We start from the raw sequence: 22,812 nt of genomic DNA, 5'->3' as shown, positions 1-22,812 counted from the left end.
AACGCGTTATGAGCAGCCAGAGCCCCGCCCCCAGCCCTGTCCCGCCCTCCTCCGGAGGGGAGCCGCGGAAGCCGCGCGTCGCCGTCGTCTTCGGCGGTCGCAGCTCCGAGCACGCCATCTCGGTGGTCACCGCCGGCGCGGTGCTGCGCGCCATCGACCGCGAGAAGTACGACGTGCTGCCGATCGGGATCACGACGGACGGGCGTTGGGCGCTGACCGCCGACGAGCCCGAGCGGATGGCCATCGCGGACCGGGTGCTGCCCAGCGTCGAAGGCCTCGCCGAGTCCGCCGAGGGCTCGGTCCTGCTCCCGGTCGACCAGGGCAGCCGCGAGGTCGTCTACACCGAGCCGGGCTCGGTGCCCAAGGCGCTCGGCGAGGTCGACGTGGTGTTCCCCATGCTGCACGGCCCCTACGGTGAGGACGGCACCCTTCAGGGGCTGCTCGAACTGTCCGGCGTGCCCTATGTGGGCGCGGGGGTGCTCGCCTCCGCCGTCGGCATGGACAAGGAGTACATGAAGCGGGTGTTCGTCTCCTTCGGGCTGCCGGTCGGCCCGTACGAGGTGATCCGCCCCCGCGAGTGGGAGAAGGACCCCGCCGCCGCGCGGAAGAAGATCGTCGACTTCACCGCCGAGCACGGCTGGCCGGTCTTCGTGAAGCCCGCGCGCGCGGGCTCGTCCTTCGGCATCTCCAAGGTCGACGACATCTCCGGCCTGGAGGAGGCGATCGAGGAGGCGCGGCGCCACGACCCGAAGATCGTCGTCGAGGCGCTGCTGCGCGGCCGCGAGATCGAATGCGGTGTGCTGGAGTTCGAGGACGGCCCGCGGGCCAGCGTGCCCGCCGAGATCCCGCCGGTCTCCACCCACGACTTCTACGACTTCGAGGCGAAGTACATCGACTCGGCGGACGGCGTGGTGCCCGCGCCGCTCACCGAGGAGCAGACCGAGCGCGTGCGGGAGCTGGCGGTGCGGGCGTTCGAGGCGACGTCCTGCGAGGGCCTGGTCCGCGCGGACTTCTTCCTGCTGGACAGCGGCGAATTCGTGATCAACGAGATCAACACCATGCCCGGCTTCACGCCCATCTCGATGTACCCGCGGATGTGGGAGGCGAGCGGGGTGAGCTACCCCGAGCTGGTGGACCGGCTCATCCAGGCCGCGCTGCGCCGTCCGACGGGGCTGCGCTAAGGACGATGCCATCGCCCCGGGCGGCGCGCCCGGGGCACCGGCGAGTGTCCGGAGCGGGTCTCGGGCCGGTGGCTCTCGGACTGGTGGCTTCGGACCGCTGGCTCTCAGACCACGCCTTCCGGCACGGTCTTCTTGACGGCGCCCGCCAGATCGACGAGCGGGTTGACCTCCGGCGCGTACTTCCCGGGCACCGTCACCTCGACGTACGCCCTGCGCAGCACGGTCGTGAAGCGGTAGCCGTCGTCCAACTGCTCAGGAAACCACCGCACGCCGTTGACCTCGGCCGACGGGGCGTAAGGGTTGTAGTGCTCGGTGCCGGGCGTGAGATCCGCGGGCTTGGCGACTCCGCAGCGCAGCTTCACCGCGGGGTCGCCCCAGGCGGCGGTGAGGTCCGAAGCGGGCTTGGGGGTGCGCCGCTTCAGCCCCTCCACGGTCTTGGGAAGTTCCTTGTGCAGCGCCCTGCACAGCGTGGCCATCTCCGCGGTCGGCTTGGGAACCGTGAGCGACAGCGAACCGTCCGAACCTCCGGTGAACAAGCACCCGGCCGCCGACAGCGCGAGCAGCGCCGCGGCGGCGGACGTGGAGAGGACCCTGCGGGTGGGGCTACGGTGTGCGGAATTCACGGGCTGAGCATACGGGGGGTCACAGATGGACGACGGGGCAGGTGAGAGTGCGGGTGATGCCGTCCACTTGCTGGACCTTCGCGACCACCATGCGGCCGAGTTCATCGACCGTCTCGGCCTGAGCGCGCACGATGACGTCGTACGGGCCGGTGACGTCCTCGGCCTGTATCACTCCGGGGATCTTGGCGATGACGTCGGCCACGGTCGACGCCTTGCCGACCTCGGTTTGGATCAGGATGTACGCCTGTACCACGGAACCTCCAGGGCGGCTACGAGGATCATGTGGGGAGAAGGGACGCCACGGTACCGCGTCGCCGAGCGACGCGGGGAGACCCGCGCGGCGTGCGCGGCGCGGCGGGCAGCGAGCGACAAGTGCGAAGGGGCAATGGGATGAAGGGCACCGTGGGCGAGTTGGGGGAGTTCGGGCTCATCAGAGAGCTCACTTCCCGGCTCACCACCACCCCGGCGGTACGGCTCGGGCCCGGCGATGACGCCGCGGTCGTCGCCGCGCCGGACCGGCGGGTCGTGGCCAGTACGGACGTACTGCTGGAGGGCCGGCACTTCCGCCGCGACTGGTCCACCGCCTATGACGTCGGCCGCAAGGCCGCCGCCCAGAACCTCGCGGACATCGCGGCGATGGGCGCGGTGCCGACCGCGCTGCTGCTGGGCCTGGTGGTGCCCGCCGAACTCCCGGTGACCTGGCCCGCCGAGCTGATGGACGGCATCCGCGACGAGTGCCAGGTGGCGGGCGCGGCCGTGGTGGGCGGCGATGTGGTGCGCGGCGAGACCATCACCGTGGCCATCACCGCCCTGGGCGATCTGCGCAACCATGAACCGGTCACCCGATCCGGTGCCCAGCCGGGCGACGTGGTCGCGGTCACGGGCTGGCTCGGCTGGTCGGCGGCCGGCCACGCGGTGCTCTCCCGCGGCTTCCGCTCGCCGCGCGCCTTCGTCGAGGCGCACCGCCGGCCGGAGCCGCCCTACCACGCCGGCCCGGCGGCCGCCGGGCTCGGCGCGACCGCCATGACCGACGTCAGCGACGGGCTGGTCGCCGACCTCGGGCATATCGCGGAGGCCAGCAAGGTCCGTATCGACCTGCGCTCGGCGGACATCGACATCCCCTCCCAGATGTCCGACATCGGGCAGGCGGTGGGCGTCGATCCGCTCCAGTGGGTGCTCAACGGGGGCGAGGACCACGCGATCGTGGCCACCTTCCCGCCCGACGCGAAGCTGCCCGCCCGCTGGAAGGTGATCGGCGAGGTACTCAACCCCTCGGCGCTGCCGCAGGTGACCGTGGACGGCGCGCCCTGGCCGCACGCGGGCTGGGACCACTTCGGGAAGGACAAAGCGTCCGAGTAGAAGCGCCGAGTAGATTCGGCTGTATGGCGAGTTCCCCCGCACCACCCAGCACGCCCGTGGCCCCGCCGCGCGTGCTCACCGTCGCCGGATCCGACTCCGGCGGCGGTGCCGGCATCCAGGCCGACCTGAAGGCGATGCTGGCCCTCGGCGTGCACGGCATGAGCGTGATCACGGCCGTGACGGCACAGAACTCGCTGGGCGTGAGCGGCGCGTGGGAGCTGCCCGCCGAGGCCGTACGGGCCCAGTTCCGCAGTGTCGTCGACGACATCGGGGTGCAGGCGGTCAAGACCGGGATGCTGGCGTCCGCCGAGCTCGTCGAGACCGTCGCCGGGCTGCTCGCGGACGTCTCCGCCCCGGTCGTGGTCGACCCGGTAGGCGTCTCCAAGCACGGCGACGCCCTGCTGGCCGCGGAGGCCCTCGACTCGGTCCGTACACGGCTGCTGCCGGTCGCGACGGTGGCCACGCCCAACCTGGACGAGGTCGCCCAGCTGACGGGCGTGGAGGTGGCGGCGGAACGGGATCTGCGGCGGGCCGCCGACGCGATCCTGGAATTCGGCCCGCGGTGGGCGCTGATCAAGGGCGGCCACCTGGACGGCGACGCGATCGATCTGCTCACCGACGGCACCGAGGAGCACTGGCTGCGGGCCGCCCGGCACGACAACCGCCATACGCACGGCACGGGCTGCACCCTCGCCGCCGCCATCGCCTCGTATCTGGCGCTGGGGGCGGGGGTGCCGCGGGCCGTCGCGGCGGCCAAGGAGTACGTCACGGGCGCGATCGCGGCCGGGTTCCCGCTGGGCCGGGGGATCGGGCCGGTGGATCACGGCTGGCGGTGGCGCTGAAACGCCTGGGGGGACGGTCTCAGCGCTGAGGGCATGCGAAAAGCCGGCCCACCCCAAGGTGGACCGGCTCGGCAACCGGAAGGGTCGCACTCGGCGCGTGAGTGGGGTCGCCCCCGTCCACGCGGAGAAGTCAGCGCGAGACCTTGCCGGCCTTGATGCACGAGGTGCAGACGTTGAGCCGCTTCGGGGTCCGACCGACCACAGCGCGCACCGTCTGGATGTTGGGGTTCCAACGACGGCGGGTGCGGCGGTGCGAGTGCGAGATGTTGTTGCCGAAGCCCGGCCCCTTGCCGCAGACGTCGCAGTTGGCAGCCACGGGTTACTCCAAAGACGGGTCAACCCCGCTTGCGCGAGGAGACAGACACTTACGGTGAGCCCCAGCGTGCCGGGATCGTGAACGATCGGCAGTGCCGGGGGGAATGGCCCGATTCTCATCGGGCAACCGGAGCAGCATACAACGCCCACTCCGCTACCTCGAAATTACCATGGCCCCCCGGCTCTGTGCCGCGGGTGGCGACTACCCTGCGATGACGGTCCCGCCCCTGCCCTCCCGAGGAGGACGTACGTGCCGCACACGCTCGACGCCGATGCGGTACGCACCTGGTGCGGCCTGGCGCTGGACGCGCTCGGCCGGGCCCGTGAGGAGATCGACGCGATCAACGTCTACCCGGTCGCGGACGCGGACACCGGCACCAACCTCTACCTGACCGTCGAGTCCGCCGCCCAGGCCGTGACCGCCGCCTTCGACGGCCACGCCGCCGCCCCGGGCCCCGCCGCTCGCCCGAGCCTGCCCGAGGCGGTGCGCGCCATGGCCCATGGCGCCCTGATCGGCGCGCGCGGCAACTCCGGCACGATCCTGGCGCAGCTGCTGCGCGGTATGGCGGACGTCCTCGCGGACGGCGACAGCGACGGCGACGGCGATGGCAGCAGGGCCGCGGCCGGGGGCCCCCATGGCGGGGCGGACGGCCTGCGCCGGGCCCTGCGGCGCGCGGCCGAGCTGGCGTACCTGGGTGTGGCCCACCCGGTCGAGGGCACCGTGCTGACCGTCGCACGGGCCGCGGCCGACGCCGCCGCCCGCGCCGAGGACGACCCGGCCGCGGTGGCCCGCGCCGCGTACGAGGGCGCCCGCACCGCCCTGGAGGCCACCCCCGCCCAGCTCGGGGTGCTCGCCCGCGCGGGCGTCGTCGACGCGGGCGGCTACGGCCTGGTGGTGGTCCTCGGCGCGCTCGCCGAGGCCGTGTCGGGCCGGGCAGCCGCCACGGGGCGCGCCGGGCCTGTCGCGGTCCCCGGGGGCTGCCCGCCCGCCGGGCACGTGGCCACCGCCGACGGCTCCGTCGGCGACGGGCCCGACGGCGGACCCGCCTTTGAGGTGATCTATCTGCTGGAGGCGGACGAGACAGCCGTCGCCCGGCTCCGGGACCGGCTGGACGCGCTCGGCGACTCCCTGGTGGTCGTCGGCGGCGACGGACTGTGGAATGTGCACGTCCATGTGGACGACGCGGGCGCGGCCGTGGAGGCGGGCATCGAGGCGGGCCGCCCGCACCGCATCCGCATCACCCACTTCGGCACGGCCGCCGCCCGCCGGGCCCACGCCGACCAGCCCTGCCCCCGTCCCCGTACGGACGACACCGGGCGGCAGCCGGACCGGCCGGGCGCCCAGGAGCCCCAGGGCGCCCGCGCCGACCGCGCGCCGCGCGCCGTCGTCGCGGTGGTCCCCGGCGAGGGCCTGGCCGCGCTGTGCGCCGAGGCCGGCGCGACCACGGTCGCCGCGCGGCCCGGTGAGCGCCCGGCCGCGGGCGAGCTCGCCGAGGCGGTACGCCGGGCCCGCGCCCGCGAAGTCGTCCTGCTGCCCAACGACGCCGAGCTGCGCCACACGGCCGCGGCCGCCGCCGCCCAGGCCCGCGCCGAGGGCGTACGGGTGGCGGTCATCCCCACCCGCTCCCCGGTCCAGGGCCTCGCCGCGCTCGCCGTGCACGAGCCGGGCCGCAGCTTCGACGAGGACGTCGTGGCCATGACCTCCGCCGCGGGCGCCACCCGCTACGCCGAGCTGGCCGTCGCCGAGCGCCAGTCCTGGACCATGGCCGGGGTCTGCCAGGCGGGAGACATGCTGGGCCTCATCGACGGCGATGTGGCGGTGATCGGCGACGGTCTCGCGGGCACCGCCGAGACCGTGCTGGACCGGATGCTGGCCGCGGGCGGCGAGCTGGTCACGCTGGTACTCGGCGCGGACGTCTCCGACGGCGTCGCCGAGCACCTGGAGCGCCACGTACGAGAGGGGCACTTCGCGGTCGACACGGTCGTCTACCACGGCGGCCAGCCGGGCGTGCCGCTGATCATAGGCATCGAATAGCCCGCGCGGCCCCGCACATCCCGGGGCGGGGTGGCCCCGCTTGTCAGTGCGGTGGTGTGCAATGGACAGTGTGCCCGCGCTGGATGAACCTCTGAAGAAAGTGCTCGGCGGCAACACCGCGAAGGTGATGGCCGACCACCTCGACCTGCACACGGTCGGCGATCTGCTGCACCACTACCCGAGGCGGTACGCCGAGCGAGGCGAGCTGACCCGGCTGTCCGACCTGCCGCTGGACGAGCATGTGACGGTCGTCGCCCAGGTCGCCGACGCCCGCGTGCACAAATTCGACCGCGGCACCAAACAGCGCCTGGAGGTCACCCTCACCGACGGCAGCGGCCGGCTCCAACTGGTCTTCTTCGGCCGGGGGGTCTACGCGGCGCAGAAGGAGCTGCTCCCCGGCCGCCGGGGCATGTTCGCGGGCAAGGTCGGAGTCTTCCGCAATGTGCGGCAGCTGGCCCACCCCGCGTACGAGATGCTCGGCAGGGAAGACGGCGCCGCGGCCGTGGAGGCGTGGGCCAACCAACTGCGGCCGCTGTACCCCGCCTGCGCCCAGCTGGAGTCCTGGAAGATCGAGAAGGCCGTCGGGACGCTCCTCGACACCCTGGAGGCCACCGGCTGGGACGGCCTGGTCGATGCGCTGCCCGAGAGCCTGCGGCTCGGCCGCGGGCTGGCCGAGCTCCCCGAGGCGCTGCTGAAGATCCACCGGCCGCGCACCAAGACGGACATCGCGGCGGCCCGGGACCGCCTGAAATGGGACGAGGCCTTCGTGCTCCAGGTGGCCCTCGCCCGGCGGCGCCACGCCGACGCCCAGCTGCCCGCCGTGCCGCGCGCCCCGGCCGAGGGCGGCCTGCTGGACGACTTCGACGCGAGGCTGCCGTTCACCCTCACCGAAGGCCAGCAGAGCGTCAGCCGGGAGATCTTCGCCGACCTCGCCACCGACCACCCCATGCACCGGCTGCTGCAGGGCGAGGTCGGCTCCGGCAAGACCCTGGTGGCGCTGCGCGCGATGCTGGGCGTCGTGGACAGCGGGGGACAGGCCGCGATGCTCGCGCCCACCGAGGTGCTCGCGCAGCAGCACCACCGCTCGATCACCGAGATGATGGGCGACCTGGCCGAGGGCGGCATGCTGGGCGGCTCGGAACAGGGCACCAAGGTCGTGCTGTTGACCGGCTCCATGGGCGCCGCGGCCCGCCGTCAGGCGCTGCTCGACCTGGTCACCGGCGAGGCCGGGATCGTGGTCGGGACCCATGCGCTGATCGAGGACAAGGTCCAGTTCCACGACCTGGGCCTGGTCGTGGTCGACGAGCAGCACCGTTTCGGCGTGGAGCAGCGCGACGCCCTGCGCTCCAAGGGCAAGCAGCCGCCGCACCTGCTGGTGATGACGGCCACCCCCATCCCGCGGACCGTCGCCATGACCGTCTTCGGCGACCTGGAGACCTCCGTCCTGGACCAGCTGCCGGCCGGACGCTCCCCGATCGCCTCCCATGTGGTGCCCGCGAAGGACAAGCCGCACTTCCTGGCGCGGGCGTGGGAGCGGGTGCGCGAGGAAGTGGCGGCCGGCCACCAGGCGTATGTGGTGTGCCCGCGGATCGGCGACGACGAGGAGGACGAGCCCAAGGGCGCGGCGCGCAAGTCGGCCAAGTCCCCGGGCAAGACCGCTGCCAAGTCCCCCGAGGACGAGGCAGAGAAGCGGCCGCCGCTCGCGGTCCTCGACGTCGCCGAGCAGCTCGCCAAGGGCCCGCTGCGGGAGTTGCGCGTGGAGGTGTTGTACGGCCGGATGCAGCCCGAGGCCAAGGACGAGGTGATGCGCCGCTTCGCCGCGGGCGAGGTGGACGTCCTGGTCGCCACGACGGTCATCGAGGTCGGCGTCAACGTCCCCAACGCCACCGCCATGGTGATCATGGACGCCGACCGCTTCGGCGTCTCGCAACTGCACCAGCTGCGCGGCCGTGTCGGCCGCGGGTCGGCCGCCGGGCTGTGTCTGCTGGTGAGCGAGATGCCGGAGGGCAGCCCCGCCCGCGCCCGGCTCGGCGCGGTCGCGGCGACGCTGGACGGCTTCGAGCTGTCCCGGATCGACCTGGAGCAGCGGCGCGAGGGGGATGTGCTGGGGCAGGCCCAGTCCGGGGCGCGCTCCTCGCTGCGGGTGCTCGCGGTCATCGACGACGAGGAGGTCATCGCGGCGGCCCGGGAGGAGGGCGCGGCGATCGTCGCGGCCGACCCCGAGCTGGCCGGGTACCCGGAGCTGCGTACGGCGCTGGACGCGTTCCTGGACGAGGAGCGCGAAGAATATCTGGACAAGGGGTGACAAGAGCTGAGCCACGGCTGAACGCGGCAAGAGGCCCCAGCCGGACAGCCGGTCGGAGCCAGAGACCGGAAGCACGGGCCGGGACGCCATATCGTGGAGGGCAGCGGCCCCACACGGCCCGCCGCTGCCCCTCCCACCGCGAAGGAATGCGTCACCGATGACCCGCGTGATCGCCGGAGCCGCCGGCGGCCGCCGCCTGGCAGTGCCGCCGGGAAACGGCACCCGACCGACCTCGGACCGGGCGCGCGAAGGCCTCTTCTCCACCTGGGAGTCGCTGCTGGGCTCGCTGCGCGGGGCCAGGGTGCTCGACCTGTACGGCGGCTCGGGCGCGGTCGGTCTGGAGGCGCTCTCGCGCGGCGCGGAGCATGTGCTGCTGGTGGAGTCCGACGCGCGCGCCGCCCGCACCATCCGGGCGAACATCCGGGCGCTCGGCCTGCCCGGCGCCGAGCTGCGCACCGGCCGGGCCGAGCAGGCCATCGCCGGACCGGCCCCCGCGAGCGGCCCGTACGACGTGGTGTTCCTGGACCCGCCGTACGCGGTGGCCGACGAGGAGCTGCGGGAGATCCTCCTCACACTCGCCGGTAACGGGTGGCTCGCGACCGCCGCGCTGGCCACGGTGGAGCGGAGCACGCGAGGCGGAGATTTCGGATGGCCTGCCGGTTTCGAGGGCTTGCGGGCCCGTCGCTACGGCGAGGGCACGCTTTGGTACGGTCGCGCCGCCTCGACGTGCGACAACGCGTCATGACCGGACCCGAGAGCGAGGAACCACCAGTGCGCCGCGCAGTCTGTCCGGGGTCCTTCGACCCCGTCACCAATGGGCACCTCGACATCATCGCCCGAGCGTCCAAGCTGTACGACGTCGTCCACGTCGCCGTGATGATCAACAAGTCCAAACAGGGCCTGTTCACCGTGGACGAGCGGATGGACCTGCTCCGCCAGGTCACAGCCGAGTACGGAAACGTCCAGGTGGAGTGCTTCCACGGGCTCCTCGTGGACTTCTGCAAGGAGCGCGAGATCCCCGCCATCGTCAAGGGGCTGCGGGCGGTCAGCGACTTCGACTACGAGCTCCAGATGGCCCAGATGAACAACGGCCTCTCGGGGGTGGAGACGCTGTTCGTGCCCACCAACCCCACCTACAGCTTCCTCTCCTCCAGCCTGGTCAAGGAGGTCGCGGCCTGGGGCGGAGACGTCTCCCACCTGGTACCCCCGCTGGTGCTCCAGGCCCTGACCGAGCGGCTGGGCCGGCGCTGACCCGCTGACGGCCGGGCCGACGGGTGTCGGGCGGGGCCCGCTGGCCGTACAGTCGTCCCCGGTCGGTCCCGGCCGTCCCCGTTCGTTCCGTCAAGTCCCAGTCAAGGCCCGTCAAGTCCCCGTCAATTTCCGTCAAGTTCCGTCAAGGCCAAGTTCCGTCAAGAGAGAGTGGCGAGCACCCAAGGTGGACGTGCAGAAGAAGCTCGACGAGATCGTCGGCACCGTCGGCAGCGCCCGGTCCATGCCCATGTCGGCCTCGTGTGTGATCAACCGCGCCGAGCTGCTCGCCATGCTCGAAGAGGTGCGCGCCGCTCTCCCTGACTCCCTCGCCCAGGCACAGGACGTGATCGGCGGCCGTGACCGGATGGTCGAGCAGGCCCGCCAGGAGGCCGAGCGGATCATCGAGGGCGCGCACGCCCACCGGGGCTCGCTGGTCTCGGACACCGAGGTGGCCAGGAAGTCCCAGGAAGAGGCCGACCGGATCCTGGAGGAGGCCCGCCGGGAGGCCGAGGAGATCCGCGCCGAGGCCGACGACTACGTCGACAGCAAACTCGCCAACTTCGAGGTCGTGCTGACCAAGACCATCGGCTCCGTCGACCGCGGCCGCGAGAAGCTCCTCGGCCGCGCCGCGGGCGGGGAGCAGGACGGGGCGGCGGGGCAGCTGGAGGACGGGCCGGAGCGCAGCGCCGACCCCCAGACGCTGCGGCAGCGCGCCGACGAGTACGTGGACACCAAGCTCGGGGCGGTCTCGGCGGTGCTCACCAAGACGCTGGAGGCGGTCGGCCGGGGCCGGCAGAAGCTGCTCGGGGCCCAGGCGATCGACGAACTGGGCGCGCACCTGGCCGCCCAGGACGCCGCCACCCCGCTCGGCCACCAGACCAGCGACGACGACTACCTCGCGGACCTGGCCCAGTCCCAGGCGCAGATGCCCGCGGCGCGGCCCGAGGCGGCGCCCGACGCCTCGTACTACGCGGCCACGGCCGGCTACCAGCAGCAGGACGCCTACGGCTATCAGCAGCAGGGTTATGTCCAGCAGCAGGACCCGTACTCGGCGGCCCAGGGCGGCTATCAGCAGCAGGACGCGTACGGCTGGCAGCAGCAGCCCCAGGGCTACGACCCGGGCGGCTACGCCCCCGAGCAGCAGCAGCCGCAGCAGCCCGAGCACCAGCCGCACCACCAGCACCAGCAGCCGGCCGCGGCCCTCGACGAGACCAGCCTGTTCGACACCAGCATGATCGACCTGGACCAGCTGCGTCAGTACGAGCAGGGCCGCTGAGCCCCAGGCCGGGCCCAAGCCCCCGCACCGGAGGCGGATTGGGTCTACGGCGGCCGGTCCAGTATCCTGGCTGTTCGGTCGCGCGTAGGTCCGCGATCTCGGCTGCCCGTTTCGTCGTATCGGCATCGGGTGGCCCGCCGCAGCCGTAGAAAGCAGGAAGCCCTGAACGCCCGCCTCGACCACCGCGCCCCTCTCGTGTTCGACACACGCGAGCTGGGCCGCCGTCCCGGTGCGCTCAAAAGGCTCTCCCGCTCGGTCCCGGCCCCCAAGGATCTCGGCATCGAGGTCATCGGGGTGCGGGAGGGCGTGACCGTCGAGCTCGACCTCCGCCTGGAGTCGGTCATGGAAGGGGTGCTTGTCACAGGCACCGCCCGTGCACCGCTGGCAGGGGAGTGCGTAAGGTGTCTGGAGCCGCTGGAGCGGGAGCTCGAAGCGGACTTCCAGGAGATGTACTCCTACCCCGACGCCGACGACCGGAGCCGCTTCGCGGATACCGGCGACGACGCCGAGGAGGAGGACACGCTCTTTCTCGAGGGCGACCTGTTCGACCTCGAACCCGTGCTGCGCGACGCGGTGGTGCTGGCACTGCCGCTGCAGCCGGTGTGCCGGGAGGACTGCCCCGGGCTGTGCGCCGAGTGCGGCGCGCGGCTCGAGGAGGACCCCGGCCACCATCACGACGCCGTCGACATCCGTTGGGCGGCACTGCAGGGACTCGCCGAGACCACTCGGGACGGCGAGACGGACAACGCACCCCGCCAGCGCGGGGATGACTCACAGGAGAAGTAGCCGTGGCTGTTCCGAAGCGGAAGATGTCGCGCAGCAACACGCGCCACCGCCGGTCGCAGTGGAAGGCTGCGGTCCCCACCCTGGTGGCGTGCGAGCGCTGCCACGAGCCGAAGCAGCAGCACATCGCGTGCCCGAGCTGCGGCACCTACAACCGCCGCCAGGTCCTCGAGGTCTGATCGGCGGGTGACAGGCTCTATGTCGGACGCCAACACGACTCCCCGCAAGCGAGCGGGAGAAACGGCCCAGGCGGACACGGCCTCGTCCCACACGATCCTGGAAGGGCGGCTCGGGTACCAGCTCGAGACCGCCCTTCTGGTGCGTGCGCTCACCCACCGGTCCTTCGCGTACGAGAACGGCGGGCTGCCCACCAACGAGCGTCTGGAGTTCCTCGGGGACTCCGTGCTCGGCCTGGTGGTCACCGACACGCTGTACCGCATCCACCCCGACCTGCCCGAAGGCCAGCTGGCCAAGTTGCGGGCCGCCGTGGTGAACTCGCGCGCGCTCGCCGAGGTGGGGCGCGGCCTCGACCTCGGCGCCTTCATCCGGCTCGGCCGGGGCGAAGAGGGCACCGGAGGACGGGACAAGGCATCCATCCTCGCCGATACGCTCGAAGCGGTGATCGGCGCCGTCTACCTCGACAAGGGGCTGGACGCCGCCGCGGAGCTGGTCCACCGGCTCTTCGACCCGCTGATCGAGAAGTCCTCGAACCTGGGCGCCGGCCTGGACTGGAAGACCAGCCTCCAGGAGCTGACCGCCACCGAGGGCCTCGGGGTCCCCGAGTATCTGGTCTCCGAGACCGGACCCGACCACGAGAAGACCTTCACGGCTGCTGCCCGCGTCGGTGGTGTCGCGTACGGCACCGGCACCGGCCGCAGCAAGAAGGAAGCCGAGCAGCAGGCGGCGGAGGCCGCCTGGCGCGCGATCCGCGCCGCGGCGGACGAGGCCAAGGCCAAGGCCGACGCTGCCGCGGCCCAGGGCACCGCCGTGTCCTCGGACGGCGAGTCCGCCGACACGGCCCCGACGGCACACTGATCCAACCCTCCTCGCCCTCCCCGAGACCGAGCGCGGCCCGACCGCCCCGGCCACGGGGAGGGCGAGGGCTTCGGCCAAGACCGTCCGGCGGTAGGGAGCGCGGGTGAAGGAGGGGGTACCTCCCAGGCCCGAAGGGCCTAGGGGGAGGGTCGAGGGCCGAGTCTGGGTGTGCCGCGTGAGGAGAGCGCAGCGGCTCCCCCAGCTACCGCTGGGCGGTACCCCCTGCGTGCGACGAGCGCGGTGCGGCTGGGGGCACCTCCCAGCGGTAGCTGGGGGAGAGAGTCATCGGCCCGCGACGCCGCGGGCCCTACTGTCGGACGGTCTAAGGAGGCCCCCGTTGCCCGAGCTGCCTGAGGTCGAGGTGGTCCGCCGCGGCCTGGAGCGCTGGATCAGCGGCCGTACGGTCGCCGAGGCGCAGGTGCTGCACCCGCGCGCGGTGCGTCGCCACCTCGGGGGCGGCGAGGACTTCGCCGCCCGCCTCAAGGGCCGCCGCGCCGGGGTGGCCCGCCGCCGGGGCAAGTACCTGTGGCTGCCGCTGGACGACGGCGACGAGTCGGTGCTGGCGCACCTCGGCATGAGCGGCCAGTTGCTCGTCCAGCCGCACGGCGCCCCGGACGAGAAGCACCTGCGCATCCGGGTGCGCTTCGCCGACTCGGCAGGCACCGAGCTGCGCTTCGTCGACCAGCGCACCTTCGGCGGCCTCTCCCTGCACGAGGCCGAGGCCGGCGCGGCGGACGGACTGCCGGCCGCGATCGCGCACATCGCCCGCGATCCGCTGGACCCGGCGTTCGACGAGGCCGCCTTCCACACCGCGCTGCGCCGCCGCCGTACCACCCTCAAGCGGGCGCTGCTCGACCAGTCGCTGATCAGCGGGGTCGGGAACATCTATGCCGACGAGGCGCTGTGGCGCGCCCGGCTGCACTACGACCGGCCGACGGCCGGCCTCACCCGCCCGCGCAGCGCCGAACTCCTCGGCCACGTACGCGAGGTCATGAGCGCCGCGCTGGCGGTCGGCGGCACCAGCTTCGACTCCCTGTACGTCAATGTGAACGGCGAGTCGGGCTACTTCGAGCGCTCCCTGGACGCGTACGGCCGGGAGAACGAGCCCTGCCGCCGCTGCGCCACGCCGATGCGCCGCCGCCCGTGGATGAACCGCTCCAGCTACTTCTGCCCGCGCTGTCAGCGACCGCCGCGCCCGGCGGCCCCGGCACGCACGGCCGCGGCGCCCCGCACCGCGGTGCCGCGCTCCTCGTCGTAGCGCGCCCGGGCGGTCAGCACCTCGGGCATGCGCTCCTCGACGAGGCCGATCAGCGCCAGCAGCCGCTCGGCGACGGCGTGGCCCAGCGGGGTCAGCTCGTAGTCCACGCGCGGTGGGTTGGTCGGCTGCGCCTCGCGGTGCACCAGGCCGTCGCGCTCCAGCGCGTGCAGCGTCTGGGACAGCATTTTCTCGCTGACTCCGTCGACCCGGCGGCGCAGCTCGTTGAAGCGGAGGCTGCCCTCCTTGAGGGCCCCCAGGGCCAGGCCGCCCCATTTGCCGGTGATGTGCTCCAGCGTGCCGCGGGAGGGGCAGGCGCGGGCGAACACGTCAAAGGCCAGGTCGTCGTCTCCCGATTCGGTGCTCACCGTCGCGCGGTCACTCGTCATGTCACGAGCATACTCCCACGCAGCGCTCACCATCGGGTTGCGCTTTCTGTGAGTTAGTGGCCTGGGTGGGGCGCGGCGCCCTCGCCGCCCGACGGGGAGGGGGCGAGGGCGGCGCGCCCGGCGCGCGGGCCGGGGCTCAGGACCGGCTCAGTAGCCGAAGTCCTGGGTCCACCAAGGGCCGTCCCCGTCCCCGAAGTTCGCGCCGACGCCCAGGGTCTTGTAGCTGCAGTTGAGGATGTTGGCGCGGTGGCCGGGGCTGTCCATCCAGGAGTCCATCACGGCCTGCGCGTCCTGCTGGCCGCGGGCGATGTTCTCCCCGCCCAGGTTCAGGATGCCGACCTGCTCCGCCCGCTCCCAGGGGGTGTCGCCGTCCGGGTCGAGGTGGTCGAAGAAGCCCCGCAGGGCCATGTCGTCGGTGAAGTCCTGGGCCAGCTGGGTCAGTTTCGGGTCGGCGGTCACGGGATCGCAGCCGACCTTCGACCGCTCCTGGTTGACCAGCGCCAGGACCTCCCGCGCGGCGGTCTTCTCGGAGTTCCCCGGCGTGTTGGGGTCCGCGGTCTGGCCCGGGGGCGTGGTGGGCTTCTTGGACGGGGAGGAGTCCTTGCCGCCCGAACCTCCGTTCCCCTTGCCGTTCCCGTTCCCGTTCCCCTTGCCGTTCGCCTTCCCGTTGCCGTTGCCGTTCCCGGTCGCTTGGCCGGAGTCCGAGGAGCCCGGCTGCTTCGAGGGGGTCGTGGAGGGGGCGGGGGAGGACTTGCCCGGGGTCTTCGAGGGGGTGGTGGACGGCGCGTGCGGCCGGTCGTCGCCGCGGTCCGCGGGGGTCGTACCGCGCTCCACCGGCGACGCCGACGGGGAGCCCTGGGTCTCCAGGGCCGAGCCCACCGGGGCGTCGGCGCGCACGCCTCCGGCCGGGTCGTTGCTTCCGCTAAGGGTTGGACCTCCCGGCAGCAGCCCGGTGGCCATGGCCACCGCGCCCACGGCGACGGCGGCGGAAACACTCAGCAGTCCGGTCCGCACCGGCGCCAGATGGCTTCGGCGGGCTCCTCGGTGGCGCCCTTCGCCGGGAGCGGGGGGTGTCGGCGCGGATCCGGGGGCAGATCTTCGATGGCGGCCCATCTCCTGCCTTCCTTGCAAGATCGGGGTCACATGCGTCACTCGTACGGGTGAGTATTGCGTTGAGCCGGGACTGTACGCCATGACGGGGGTGCTCCGGTGTCCGGTGAGCAAATTGCTCAGCTAGCGTGCCACCCATGAACGAGAGAGTGCGCCTCACCGCGTGGGTCCGCGGCCGGGTCCAGGGGGTCGGGTTTCGCTGGTTCACCAGGGCAAACGCGCTGCGCATCGGCGGGCTGGCCGGGTTCGCCTCCAACCTGTCCGACGGCCGGGTCCAGGTCGTCGCCGAAGGGGAACGCATGTACTGCGAACAGCTGCTCGACTGGCTGCGGGGCGGCGACACGCCCGGCCGCGTCGACGGGGTGACCGAGATCTGGGACACACCCAAGGGCGGCTACGAGACCTTCGAGATCCGCTGAGCCACCCCGCCGCACCCGCCCGCCGCGGCCCCTCGCCGGGCGGGCTTTTTACACCGCGCGTGAGCGGAAACAAGCTGATGGTTGCCAATGCGGCCGGTCCGTGGAAGGCTGCCGCGTAGGGGATGATCCCCTCGCTTCGGCGGCCTGATCAATGCGGGCTCGGCGCTTCTCGTCGCTCGATATGCCCCCGGCCGCAGGGCCCCGTCGGCCTGTGATCGTGTTGACCCTCAAACCATTTGGTGAGACGCTGGAAGCCCCGCGCACCTTAACTGTTTGCCACTCAGCACGGTAGTAACGGCAGGCATCGCGGGTGCGAAATCCCTCACGACCCACCACCGCTTCGGTCGGTCACTCAGTGTGGAGGACCATCCATCATGGCAAAGGCGCTTCTCGGTTACGTCGGCGGTTCCGACCCCCGAGTCCTCGCCGAGATGCGACGGCTTCAGCAGCGCGTCCAGGACCTCGAATCCGAGCTCATTCGGATCCAGGCCGAGAACGACGCTCTGTCCGCCGCCGCTCACCACGGCGACTCGCTGCTCGAAAGCATCGACGTACCCCAGGCGGAGCCTGCGCTCGCCTGACCCGGCTTCCGGGCCGGTCGGGCTGCACCGTCAGCCGCTTGAGAATCTGCAAGGGACGCCGATGGCGTCCCTTCGTCGTTTCCGCGGCGGCCGGCCGCGCTTTCCTTACCGTCTGATGTGCCCCTCCCTCTGACCGGTGAAACCGAGAAGAAACCGCGAAGCACGGAGAAGAGAACACGAGAGAAGCCGAAGGCGACCTCGCGGCGCCACGGCCGAGGGGCGGTGCCGGGTGAGACTCGGGAGGTAGAGTCCAAAGGCGTGCATCTCAAGAGCCTGACCCTCCGAGGCTTCAAATCCTTCGCCTCCGCCACGACGCTGCGCTTCGAGCCGGGTATCACCTGCGTCGTCGGCCCCAACGGGTCGGGCAAATCCAATGTCGTGGACGCGCTTTCCTGGGTCATGGGGGAGCAGGGCGCCAAGTCGCTGCGCGGCGGAAAGATGGAGGACGTCATCTTCGCCGGGACGACCGGGCGCCCCCCGCTCGGCCGCGCCGAGGTCTCCCTCACCATCGACAACTCCGACGGCGCCCTGCCCATCGAATACGCCGAAGTCACCATTACGCGGATCATGTTCCGCAACGGCGGCAGCGAGTACCAGATCAACGGGGACACCTGCCGCCTCCTGGACATCCAGGAACTGCTCTCCGACTCCGGCATCGGCCGCGAGATGCACGTCATCGTCGGCCAGGGCCAGCTCGACTCCGTCCTGCACGCCGACCCGACCGGGCGCCGCGCCTTCATCGAGGAGGCCGCGGGCGTGCTCAAGCACCGCAAGCGCAAAGAGAAGGCGCTGCGGAAGCTCGACGCCATGCAGGCCAACCTCGCCCGCGTCCAGGACCTCACCGACGAGCTGCGGCGCCAGCTCAAGCCGCTCGGACGGCAGGCCGCGGTCGCCCGGCGGGCCGCCGTCATCCAGGCCGACCTGCGCGACGCCCGGCTGCGGCTGCTCGCCGACGACCTGGTGGCCATGCGCGAGGCGCTGCGCACCGAGATCGCCGACGAGGCCGCCCTCAAGCAGCGCAAGGAGGCGGCCGAGGCCGAGCTGCGCACCGCGCAGCAGCGGGAGGCGGCCCTGGAGGAGCAGGTCCGGCAGCTGGCGCCGCGGCTGCGGGACGCCCAGCAGACCTGGTACGAACTCTCGCAGCTCGCCGAGCGGGTGCGCGGCACGATCAGCCTGGCCGACGCCCGGGTCAAGAGCGCCACCGCAGCCCCGGGCGAGGAGCGGCGCGGCCGCGACCCGGAGGACATGGAGCGCGAGGCGGCCCGGATCCGCGAGCAGGAGGCGGAGCTGGAGGCCGCGCTGGAGGCGGCGAGCCGGGCGCTGGACGACACCGTCGAGCACCGGGCGGAACTGGAGCGCGAGCTGGCGCATGAGGAGCGTCGGCTGAAGGACGCGGCCCGCGCCATCGCCGACCGCCGCGAGGGGCTGGCCCGGCTGCAGGGCCAGGTGAACGCCGCCCGGGGCCGGGCGGGTTCGGCCCGGGCCGAGATCGACCGGCTGGCCGCCGCCCGCGACGAGGCCCGGCAGCGGGCGGTCGCCGCGCAGGAGGAGTACGAACAGCTCCAGGCCGAGGTCGACGGACTGGACGCGGGCGACGCGGAATTGGCGGAGCGCCATGAGGCCGCCAAGCGGGAGCTGTCCGAGGCCGAGACCGCGCACCGGGCGGCCCGCGAGGCCCTGACCGCCGCCGAGCGCGAGCGCGCCGCGACCGCCGCCCGCCATGACGCGCTGGCCCTTGGCCTGCGCAGAAAAGACGGCACGGGCGCCCTCCTCGGCTCCGCCGACCGGCTGACCGGCCTCCTCGGCCCGGCCGCCGAACTCCTCACGGTCGCCCCCGGCTTCGAGGTCCCCGTGGCGGCGGCCCTGGGCGCCGCGGCCGACGCGATCGCCGTCGCGGACCCCCGGACCGCGGCGGAGGCCATCCGCCTCCTGCGCAAACAGGACGCGGGCCGCGCGGCGCTCCTGCTCGGCGCCCCGGCGGTCGCGCGCGCCGACTCCGCCACGGCGGTGGACGCACCGGTCGGGCCCGACCCGTCCGGGCCGCCCCTGGACGGGCGGGCCGCGGTGCCGGCAGCCGGCGGACCCGTCGAGGCGAACAGCTCGGGAGCGGGCCACGGCGGCCCCGGCGAGCAGCCGTCGGACGGCGCGGCCGCCGGGGCCCACTCCCCGGGCGGCCGGGGTGTCCCGGGCGCCTCGCCCGCGCCCGGGACCGCGGGGCCGGACGCGCCCGGCGGCCCGACGGCCGGTCAGATCGGCTCCGTACGCGTCCCGCACCCCGCCGAAGGCGGCGCGGACGGCCAGCGGGTGCGCGGGGACGCCGCCACGGCGGTCGGCGGTGACCCGCTCGTCGGCCCGGGGGCCCCGGAAGGGGCGGCCGTCCGGGCGGCCGAGCCCCCGGCGGGCGGAGGGGTTTCCGCCGACGCGGGCATCACCGTTCCGGGCGCCAGACCCGGGGAGCCAGGGGAAGGGACGGCGCACGGACCCTCCGCGGAAGCTGTCGGGGGCGCGGTCGCCCCCGACGAGGGCCGGGCGGTGTCGGTGGCCGAGGCCGGGGCGGCCGGCGGCGCCGGGGCGCCGCGCGCGGCGGAGCTCGTGAGCGGGCCCGCGGGGCTGTTGTCGGCCGTGCGGTGGCTGCTGCGGGACGTGGTGGTGGTCATGACGCTTGAGGACGCCGAGGAACTGGTCGAGCGGCGGCCGGAGTTGACGGCGGTGACCGCCGAGGGCGATCTTCTGGGGGCGCACTTCGCCCAGGGCGGGTCCGCCGGGGCGCCCAGCCTGCTGGAGGTGCAGGCCTCCGTCGACGAGGCGGCGGCGGAGCTGGAGGAGCTCGCCGTGCGGTGTGCGGAGCTGACCCACGCGCAGCGGGCGGCGGCGGAGCGGCGGGCCGAGCGCGCGGCGCGGGTCGAGGAGCTGGCGGCCCGGCGCAGCGTGGCCGACCGGGAGAAGTCGCAGGTCGCCCAGTCGCTGGGGCGGCTGGCCGGGCAGGCGCGGGCCGCGGCGGGCGAGGCCGAACGGATGACCGCGGCCGCGGCCAAGGCGGAGGAGGCGCTGGCCAGGGCCACCGAGGAGGCCGAGGAGCTGGCCGAGCGGCTGATCGTCGCCGAGGAGGAAGCCACCTTCGGTGAAGGAGGGGCTGAGGAGCCGGACACCTCCGTACGGGATCGGCTGGCGGCCGACGGGGCGAACGCCCGGCAGACCGAGATGGAGGCGCGGCTACAGGTCCGTACGCACGAGGAGCGGGTCAAGGGGCTCGCGGGGCGGGCGGACGCGCTCGACCGGGGCGCGCGCGCCGAGCGCGAGGCGCGGGCGCGTGCGGAGCAGCGCCGGGCGCGGCTGCGCCACGAGGCGGCCGTGGCCTCGGCGGTGGCCTCGGCCGCCCGGCAGCTGCTGGCGCATGTCGAGGTCTCGCTGGTGCGGGCCGAGCGGGAGCGGGACGCGGCCGAGCGGGCCAAGGCCGAGCGGGAGCGTGAGCTGGTCGCCGAGCGCAACCGTGGTCGCGAGCTCAAGAGCGAGCTGGACAAGCTGACCGACTCGGTGCACCGGGGCGAGGTGCTGGGCGCCGAGAAGCGGCTGCGGATCGAGCAGCTGGAGACGAAGGCGCTGGAGGAGCTGGGCGTCGAGCCGGCCGGACTGGTCGCCGAGTACGGCCCGGACCAGCTGGTGCCGCCGTCCCTGCCCGCCGAGGGCGAGGTGCTGCCGGAGGACCCCGAGCATCCGCGCAACCAGCCGGTGCCCTACGTCAGGGCGCAGCAGGAGAAGCGGCTGAGGGCCGCCGAGCGCGCGTACCAGCAGCTGGGCAAGGTCAATCCGCTGGCGCTCGAGGAGTTCGCGGCGCTGGAGGAGCGGCACCAGTTCCTGAGCGAGCAGCTGGAGGACCTGAAGAAGACGCGGGCCGATCTGCTCCAGGTGGTCAAGGAGGTGGACGAGCGCGTCGAGCAGGTGTTCACGGAGGCCTACCGGGACACGGCGCGCCAGTTCGAGGGCGTCTTCTCGCGGCTGTTCCCGGGCGGCGAGGGCCGACTGGTGCTCACCGATCCGGAGAACATGCTGACCACGGGCGTGGATGTGGAGGCCAGGCCGCCGGGCAAGAAGGTCAAGCGGCTGTCGCTGCTGTCCGGCGGGGAGCGGTCGCTGACCGCCGTGGCGCTGCTGGTGTCGATCTTCAAGGCGCGGCCGAGCCCGTTCTATGTCATGGACGAGGTCGAGGCGGCGCTGGACGACACCAATCTGCAGCGGCTGATCCGGATCATGGAAGAGCTGCAGGAGAGCTCCCAGCTGATCGTGATCACTCACCAGAAGCGGACGATGGAGGTCGCCGACGCGCTGTACGGGGTCTCCATGCAGGGCGACGGGGTCTCGAAGGTCATCAGCCAGAGGCTGCGCTAAGGGCTTCAATACTTGAATTCATTCGATCAAGAGCGCTCAGCGGATCCCAATCCACCTGTGACGACTGCTTCGTCACATCCTATTGACTTCGAAACTTGAAGGCATAGTCTCTGCAACGTCACTTTTACCTTCAAGTGGTGGCCGACCCTCTCGGCTGGGCACCGCTGGAAGGCCCCCCACGTCCGGCAGCGTTGCCGGATGGCCACAGGAGTTCACGTTGACCACCACCGTGCAGGCAACGGGGTCCGCGGGCCGTCAGGCCCAGCCGGCCCCCCTTGGCCGTGTCATCTTCATCACCGCCGCCGCCGCGATGGGCGGCTTTCTCTTCGGCTACGACAGCTCGGTGATCAACGGAGCGGTCGAGGCCATCCGCGGCCGCTACGACATCGGTTCTGCCGCGCTCGCCCAGGTCGTGGCCATCGCCCTGATCGGCTCGGCCATCGGCGCCGCCGTGGCCGGCCGGATAGCCGACCGCATCGGCCGGATCCGCGTCATGCAGATCGCCGCCGCCCTGTTCACCATCAGCGCCGTCGGCTCGGCCCTTCCCTTCGCCCTGTGGGACCTGGCCGTATGGCGGGTGCTCGGCGGCATCGGCATCGGCATGGCCTCCGTGATCGGCCCGGCCTACATCGCCGAGGTCGCCCCGCCCGCGTATCGTGGCCGGCTGGCCTCCTTCCAGCAGGCCGCGATCGTCATCGGCATCGCCCTGTCCCAGCTCGTCAACTGGGGCATCCTCCACCTCGCGGACGGCGACCAGCGCGGCAAGATCGGCGGCATCGAGGCCTGGCAGTGGATGCTCGGCGTGATGGTGGTCCCGGCCGTGGTGTACGGCCTGCTGTCCTTCGCCATCCCCGAGTCGCCCCGCTTCCTGATCTCCATCGGCAAGGCCGACCGCGCCAAGCGGATCCTGGCCCAGGTCGAGGGCGAGGGCAGCCACCTCGACGCGCGCGTCGCCGAGATCGAGCAGGCCATGCGCAGCGAGCACAGGTCCACCTTCAGGGACCTGCTCGGCGGCCGGTCCGGGCTGCTGCCGGTGGTCTGGATCGGCATCGGCCTGTCGGTCTTCCAGCAGCTCGTCGGCATCAACGTGGCGTTCTACTACTCCTCGACGCTGTGGCAGTCCGTCGGCGTCGACCCGAGCGGCTCGTTCTTCTACTCCTTCACCACGTCGATCATCAACATCATCGGCACCGTCATCGCGATGCTCTTCGTCGACAAGATCGGCCGCAAGCCGCTCGCGCTGATCGGCTCGGCGGGCATGGCGGTCTCCCTGGGGCTGGTGGCCTGGGCGTTCTCGGCGCACCTCGTCGACGGCAAGCTCCCGCACGCCCAGGGCGTCCTGGCCCTGATCGCGGCCCACGGCTTCGTCCTCTTCTTCGCCCTCTCCTGGGGCGTGGTGGTCTGGGTGCTGCTCGGCGAGATGTTCCCGAACAAGATCCGCGCCGCCGCGCTGGGCGTCGCCGCCTCCGCGCAGTGGATCGCCAACTGGGCCATCACCGCGAGCTTCCCGAGCCTGTCCGACTGGAACCTGTCGGCGACGTACATCATGTACACCGTCTTCGCCGCGCTCTCGATCCCCTTCATCCTCAAGTGGGTGCCGGAGACCAAGGGCAAGGCGTTGGAGGAGATGGGCTAACCCCCCCGCCAGCCCCCTCCTCACCTTTCAA

20 protein-coding genes and 1 pseudogene are annotated in these 22,812 nt (G+C 72.7%); 16 read left to right on the top strand and 5 right to left on the bottom strand.

All coding sequences use genetic code 11. The features are described from left to right. Positions 1-8: 8 nt before the first annotated feature. Positions 9-1,181, top strand: a complete 1,173-nt coding sequence (locus ACWY4P_RS16295; RefSeq protein WP_456211274.1) for a D-alanine--D-alanine ligase family protein — start codon at positions 9-11, stop codon at positions 1,179-1,181. Between the two features lie 104 nt (positions 1,182-1,285). On the opposite strand, the gene ACWY4P_RS16290 is transcribed toward ACWY4P_RS16295, so the two are convergent. Further along, a complete protein-coding gene (locus ACWY4P_RS16290; RefSeq protein ID WP_456211273.1) occupies positions 1,286-1,804 on the bottom strand; it encodes a DUF3515 domain-containing protein in 519 nt (172 codons plus the stop codon). A gap of 19 nt (positions 1,805-1,823) precedes the next feature. Next, positions 1,824-2,057 carry an Lrp/AsnC family transcriptional regulator gene (locus ACWY4P_RS16285; RefSeq protein ID WP_014176096.1) on the bottom strand — a complete coding sequence of 78 codons (234 nt, stop codon included), beginning with the start codon at positions 2,055-2,057 and terminating at the stop codon, positions 1,824-1,826. A 137-nt stretch (positions 2,058-2,194) separates the two neighbouring features. Between ACWY4P_RS16285 and ACWY4P_RS16280 the strand changes: the two genes are divergently transcribed. Beyond that, the gene (locus ACWY4P_RS16280; protein ID WP_456211272.1) at positions 2,195-3,163 is read left to right on the top strand and encodes a thiamine-phosphate kinase; all 969 of its coding nucleotides are present in this window, start codon (positions 2,195-2,197) and stop codon (positions 3,161-3,163) included. Positions 3,164-3,186: 23 nt separating this feature from the next. Further along, the gene (gene thiD, locus ACWY4P_RS16275; RefSeq protein ID WP_456211271.1) at positions 3,187-4,005 is read left to right on the top strand and encodes a bifunctional hydroxymethylpyrimidine kinase/phosphomethylpyrimidine kinase; all 819 of its coding nucleotides are present in this window, start codon (positions 3,187-3,189) and stop codon (positions 4,003-4,005) included. A 205-nt stretch (positions 4,006-4,210) separates the two neighbouring features. Here the strand turns inward: thiD and rpmB are convergent. After that, positions 4,211-4,321: pseudogene (gene rpmB / locus ACWY4P_RS16270) on the bottom strand (50S ribosomal protein L28); the annotation flags it as partial. A 249-nt stretch (positions 4,322-4,570) separates the two neighbouring features. Here rpmB and ACWY4P_RS16265 point away from each other — a divergent pair. The 9 genes from ACWY4P_RS16265 to mutM all read left to right on the top strand — a co-directional run bounded on the left by ACWY4P_RS16265 (position 4,571) and on the right by mutM (position 14,263). Then, complete coding sequence (locus tag ACWY4P_RS16265) at positions 4,571-6,355, top strand: DAK2 domain-containing protein (protein ID WP_456211270.1); 1,785 nt, start codon at positions 4,571-4,573, stop codon at positions 6,353-6,355. Between the two features lie 61 nt (positions 6,356-6,416). Further along, on the top strand, positions 6,417-8,660 hold the full coding sequence (recG, locus tag ACWY4P_RS16260; protein WP_456211269.1) for an ATP-dependent DNA helicase RecG: 2,244 nt from the start codon (positions 6,417-6,419) through the stop codon (positions 8,658-8,660). Between the two features lie 157 nt (positions 8,661-8,817). Then, complete coding sequence (gene rsmD, locus ACWY4P_RS16255; protein ID WP_456211268.1) at positions 8,818-9,405, top strand: 16S rRNA (guanine(966)-N(2))-methyltransferase RsmD; 588 nt, start codon at positions 8,818-8,820, stop codon at positions 9,403-9,405. Further along, entirely contained in the window at positions 9,402-9,911 is a 510-nt protein-coding gene (gene coaD, locus ACWY4P_RS16250; RefSeq protein ID WP_456211267.1) for a pantetheine-phosphate adenylyltransferase, read from the top strand. Before rsmD ends, coaD begins: the two co-directional genes overlap by 4 nt. Positions 9,912-10,095: 184 nt before the next feature. Next, on the top strand, positions 10,096-11,187 hold the full coding sequence (locus ACWY4P_RS16245) for a cell division initiation protein (protein WP_456211266.1): 1,092 nt from the start codon (positions 10,096-10,098) through the stop codon (positions 11,185-11,187). Between the two features lie 162 nt (positions 11,188-11,349). Beyond that, a complete protein-coding gene (locus ACWY4P_RS16240; protein ID WP_456212939.1) occupies positions 11,350-11,973 on the top strand; it encodes a YceD family protein in 624 nt (207 codons plus the stop codon). A 2-nt stretch (positions 11,974-11,975) separates the two neighbouring features. After that, the gene (gene rpmF, locus ACWY4P_RS16235; protein WP_009714764.1) at positions 11,976-12,149 is read left to right on the top strand and encodes a 50S ribosomal protein L32; all 174 of its coding nucleotides are present in this window, start codon (positions 11,976-11,978) and stop codon (positions 12,147-12,149) included. Between the two features lie 19 nt (positions 12,150-12,168). Continuing rightward, on the top strand, positions 12,169-13,005 hold the full coding sequence (gene rnc, locus ACWY4P_RS16230) for a ribonuclease III (RefSeq protein WP_456211265.1): 837 nt from the start codon (positions 12,169-12,171) through the stop codon (positions 13,003-13,005). 337 nt (positions 13,006-13,342) lie between these two features. Further along, positions 13,343-14,263 (top strand): bifunctional DNA-formamidopyrimidine glycosylase/DNA-(apurinic or apyrimidinic site) lyase, encoded by a 921-nt coding sequence (mutM, locus tag ACWY4P_RS16225; RefSeq protein ID WP_456211264.1) that lies wholly within the window; start codon positions 13,343-13,345, stop codon positions 14,261-14,263. Here the strand turns inward: mutM and ACWY4P_RS16220 are convergent. Continuing rightward, the gene (locus ACWY4P_RS16220; RefSeq protein WP_456211263.1) at positions 14,185-14,649 is read right to left on the bottom strand and encodes a winged helix-turn-helix transcriptional regulator; all 465 of its coding nucleotides are present in this window, start codon (positions 14,647-14,649) and stop codon (positions 14,185-14,187) included. The two genes, mutM and ACWY4P_RS16220, sit on opposite strands and share 79 nt — an antisense overlap. Before the next feature lie 147 nt (positions 14,650-14,796). Next, positions 14,797-15,762 (bottom strand): CAP domain-containing protein, encoded by a 966-nt coding sequence (locus ACWY4P_RS16215; protein ID WP_456211262.1) that lies wholly within the window; start codon positions 15,760-15,762, stop codon positions 14,797-14,799. Positions 15,763-15,896: 134 nt separating this feature from the next. Here ACWY4P_RS16215 and ACWY4P_RS16210 point away from each other — a divergent pair, with 134 nt between their 5' ends. The 4 genes from ACWY4P_RS16210 to ACWY4P_RS16195 all read left to right on the top strand — a co-directional run bounded on the left by ACWY4P_RS16210 (position 15,897) and on the right by ACWY4P_RS16195 (position 22,781). After that, positions 15,897-16,178 carry an acylphosphatase gene (locus ACWY4P_RS16210; RefSeq protein WP_456211261.1) on the top strand — a complete coding sequence of 94 codons (282 nt, stop codon included), beginning with the start codon at positions 15,897-15,899 and terminating at the stop codon, positions 16,176-16,178. A gap of 374 nt (positions 16,179-16,552) precedes the next feature. After that, positions 16,553-16,759, top strand: coding sequence for a hypothetical protein (locus ACWY4P_RS16205; protein WP_014176082.1), 207 nt, complete (start codon positions 16,553-16,555; stop codon positions 16,757-16,759). Between the two features lie 258 nt (positions 16,760-17,017). Then, positions 17,018-21,145, top strand: a complete 4,128-nt coding sequence (locus tag ACWY4P_RS16200) for an AAA family ATPase (protein ID WP_456211260.1) — start codon at positions 17,018-17,020, stop codon at positions 21,143-21,145. Between the two features lie 217 nt (positions 21,146-21,362). Then, a complete protein-coding gene (locus tag ACWY4P_RS16195) occupies positions 21,363-22,781 on the top strand; it encodes a sugar porter family MFS transporter (protein WP_456211259.1) in 1,419 nt (472 codons plus the stop codon). Positions 22,782-22,812: the final 31 nt, after the last annotated feature.

It is taken from the genome of Streptomyces sp. LZ34 (assembly GCF_053890475.1).
This window is presented reverse-complemented; position numbering and strand designations above follow the sequence as displayed.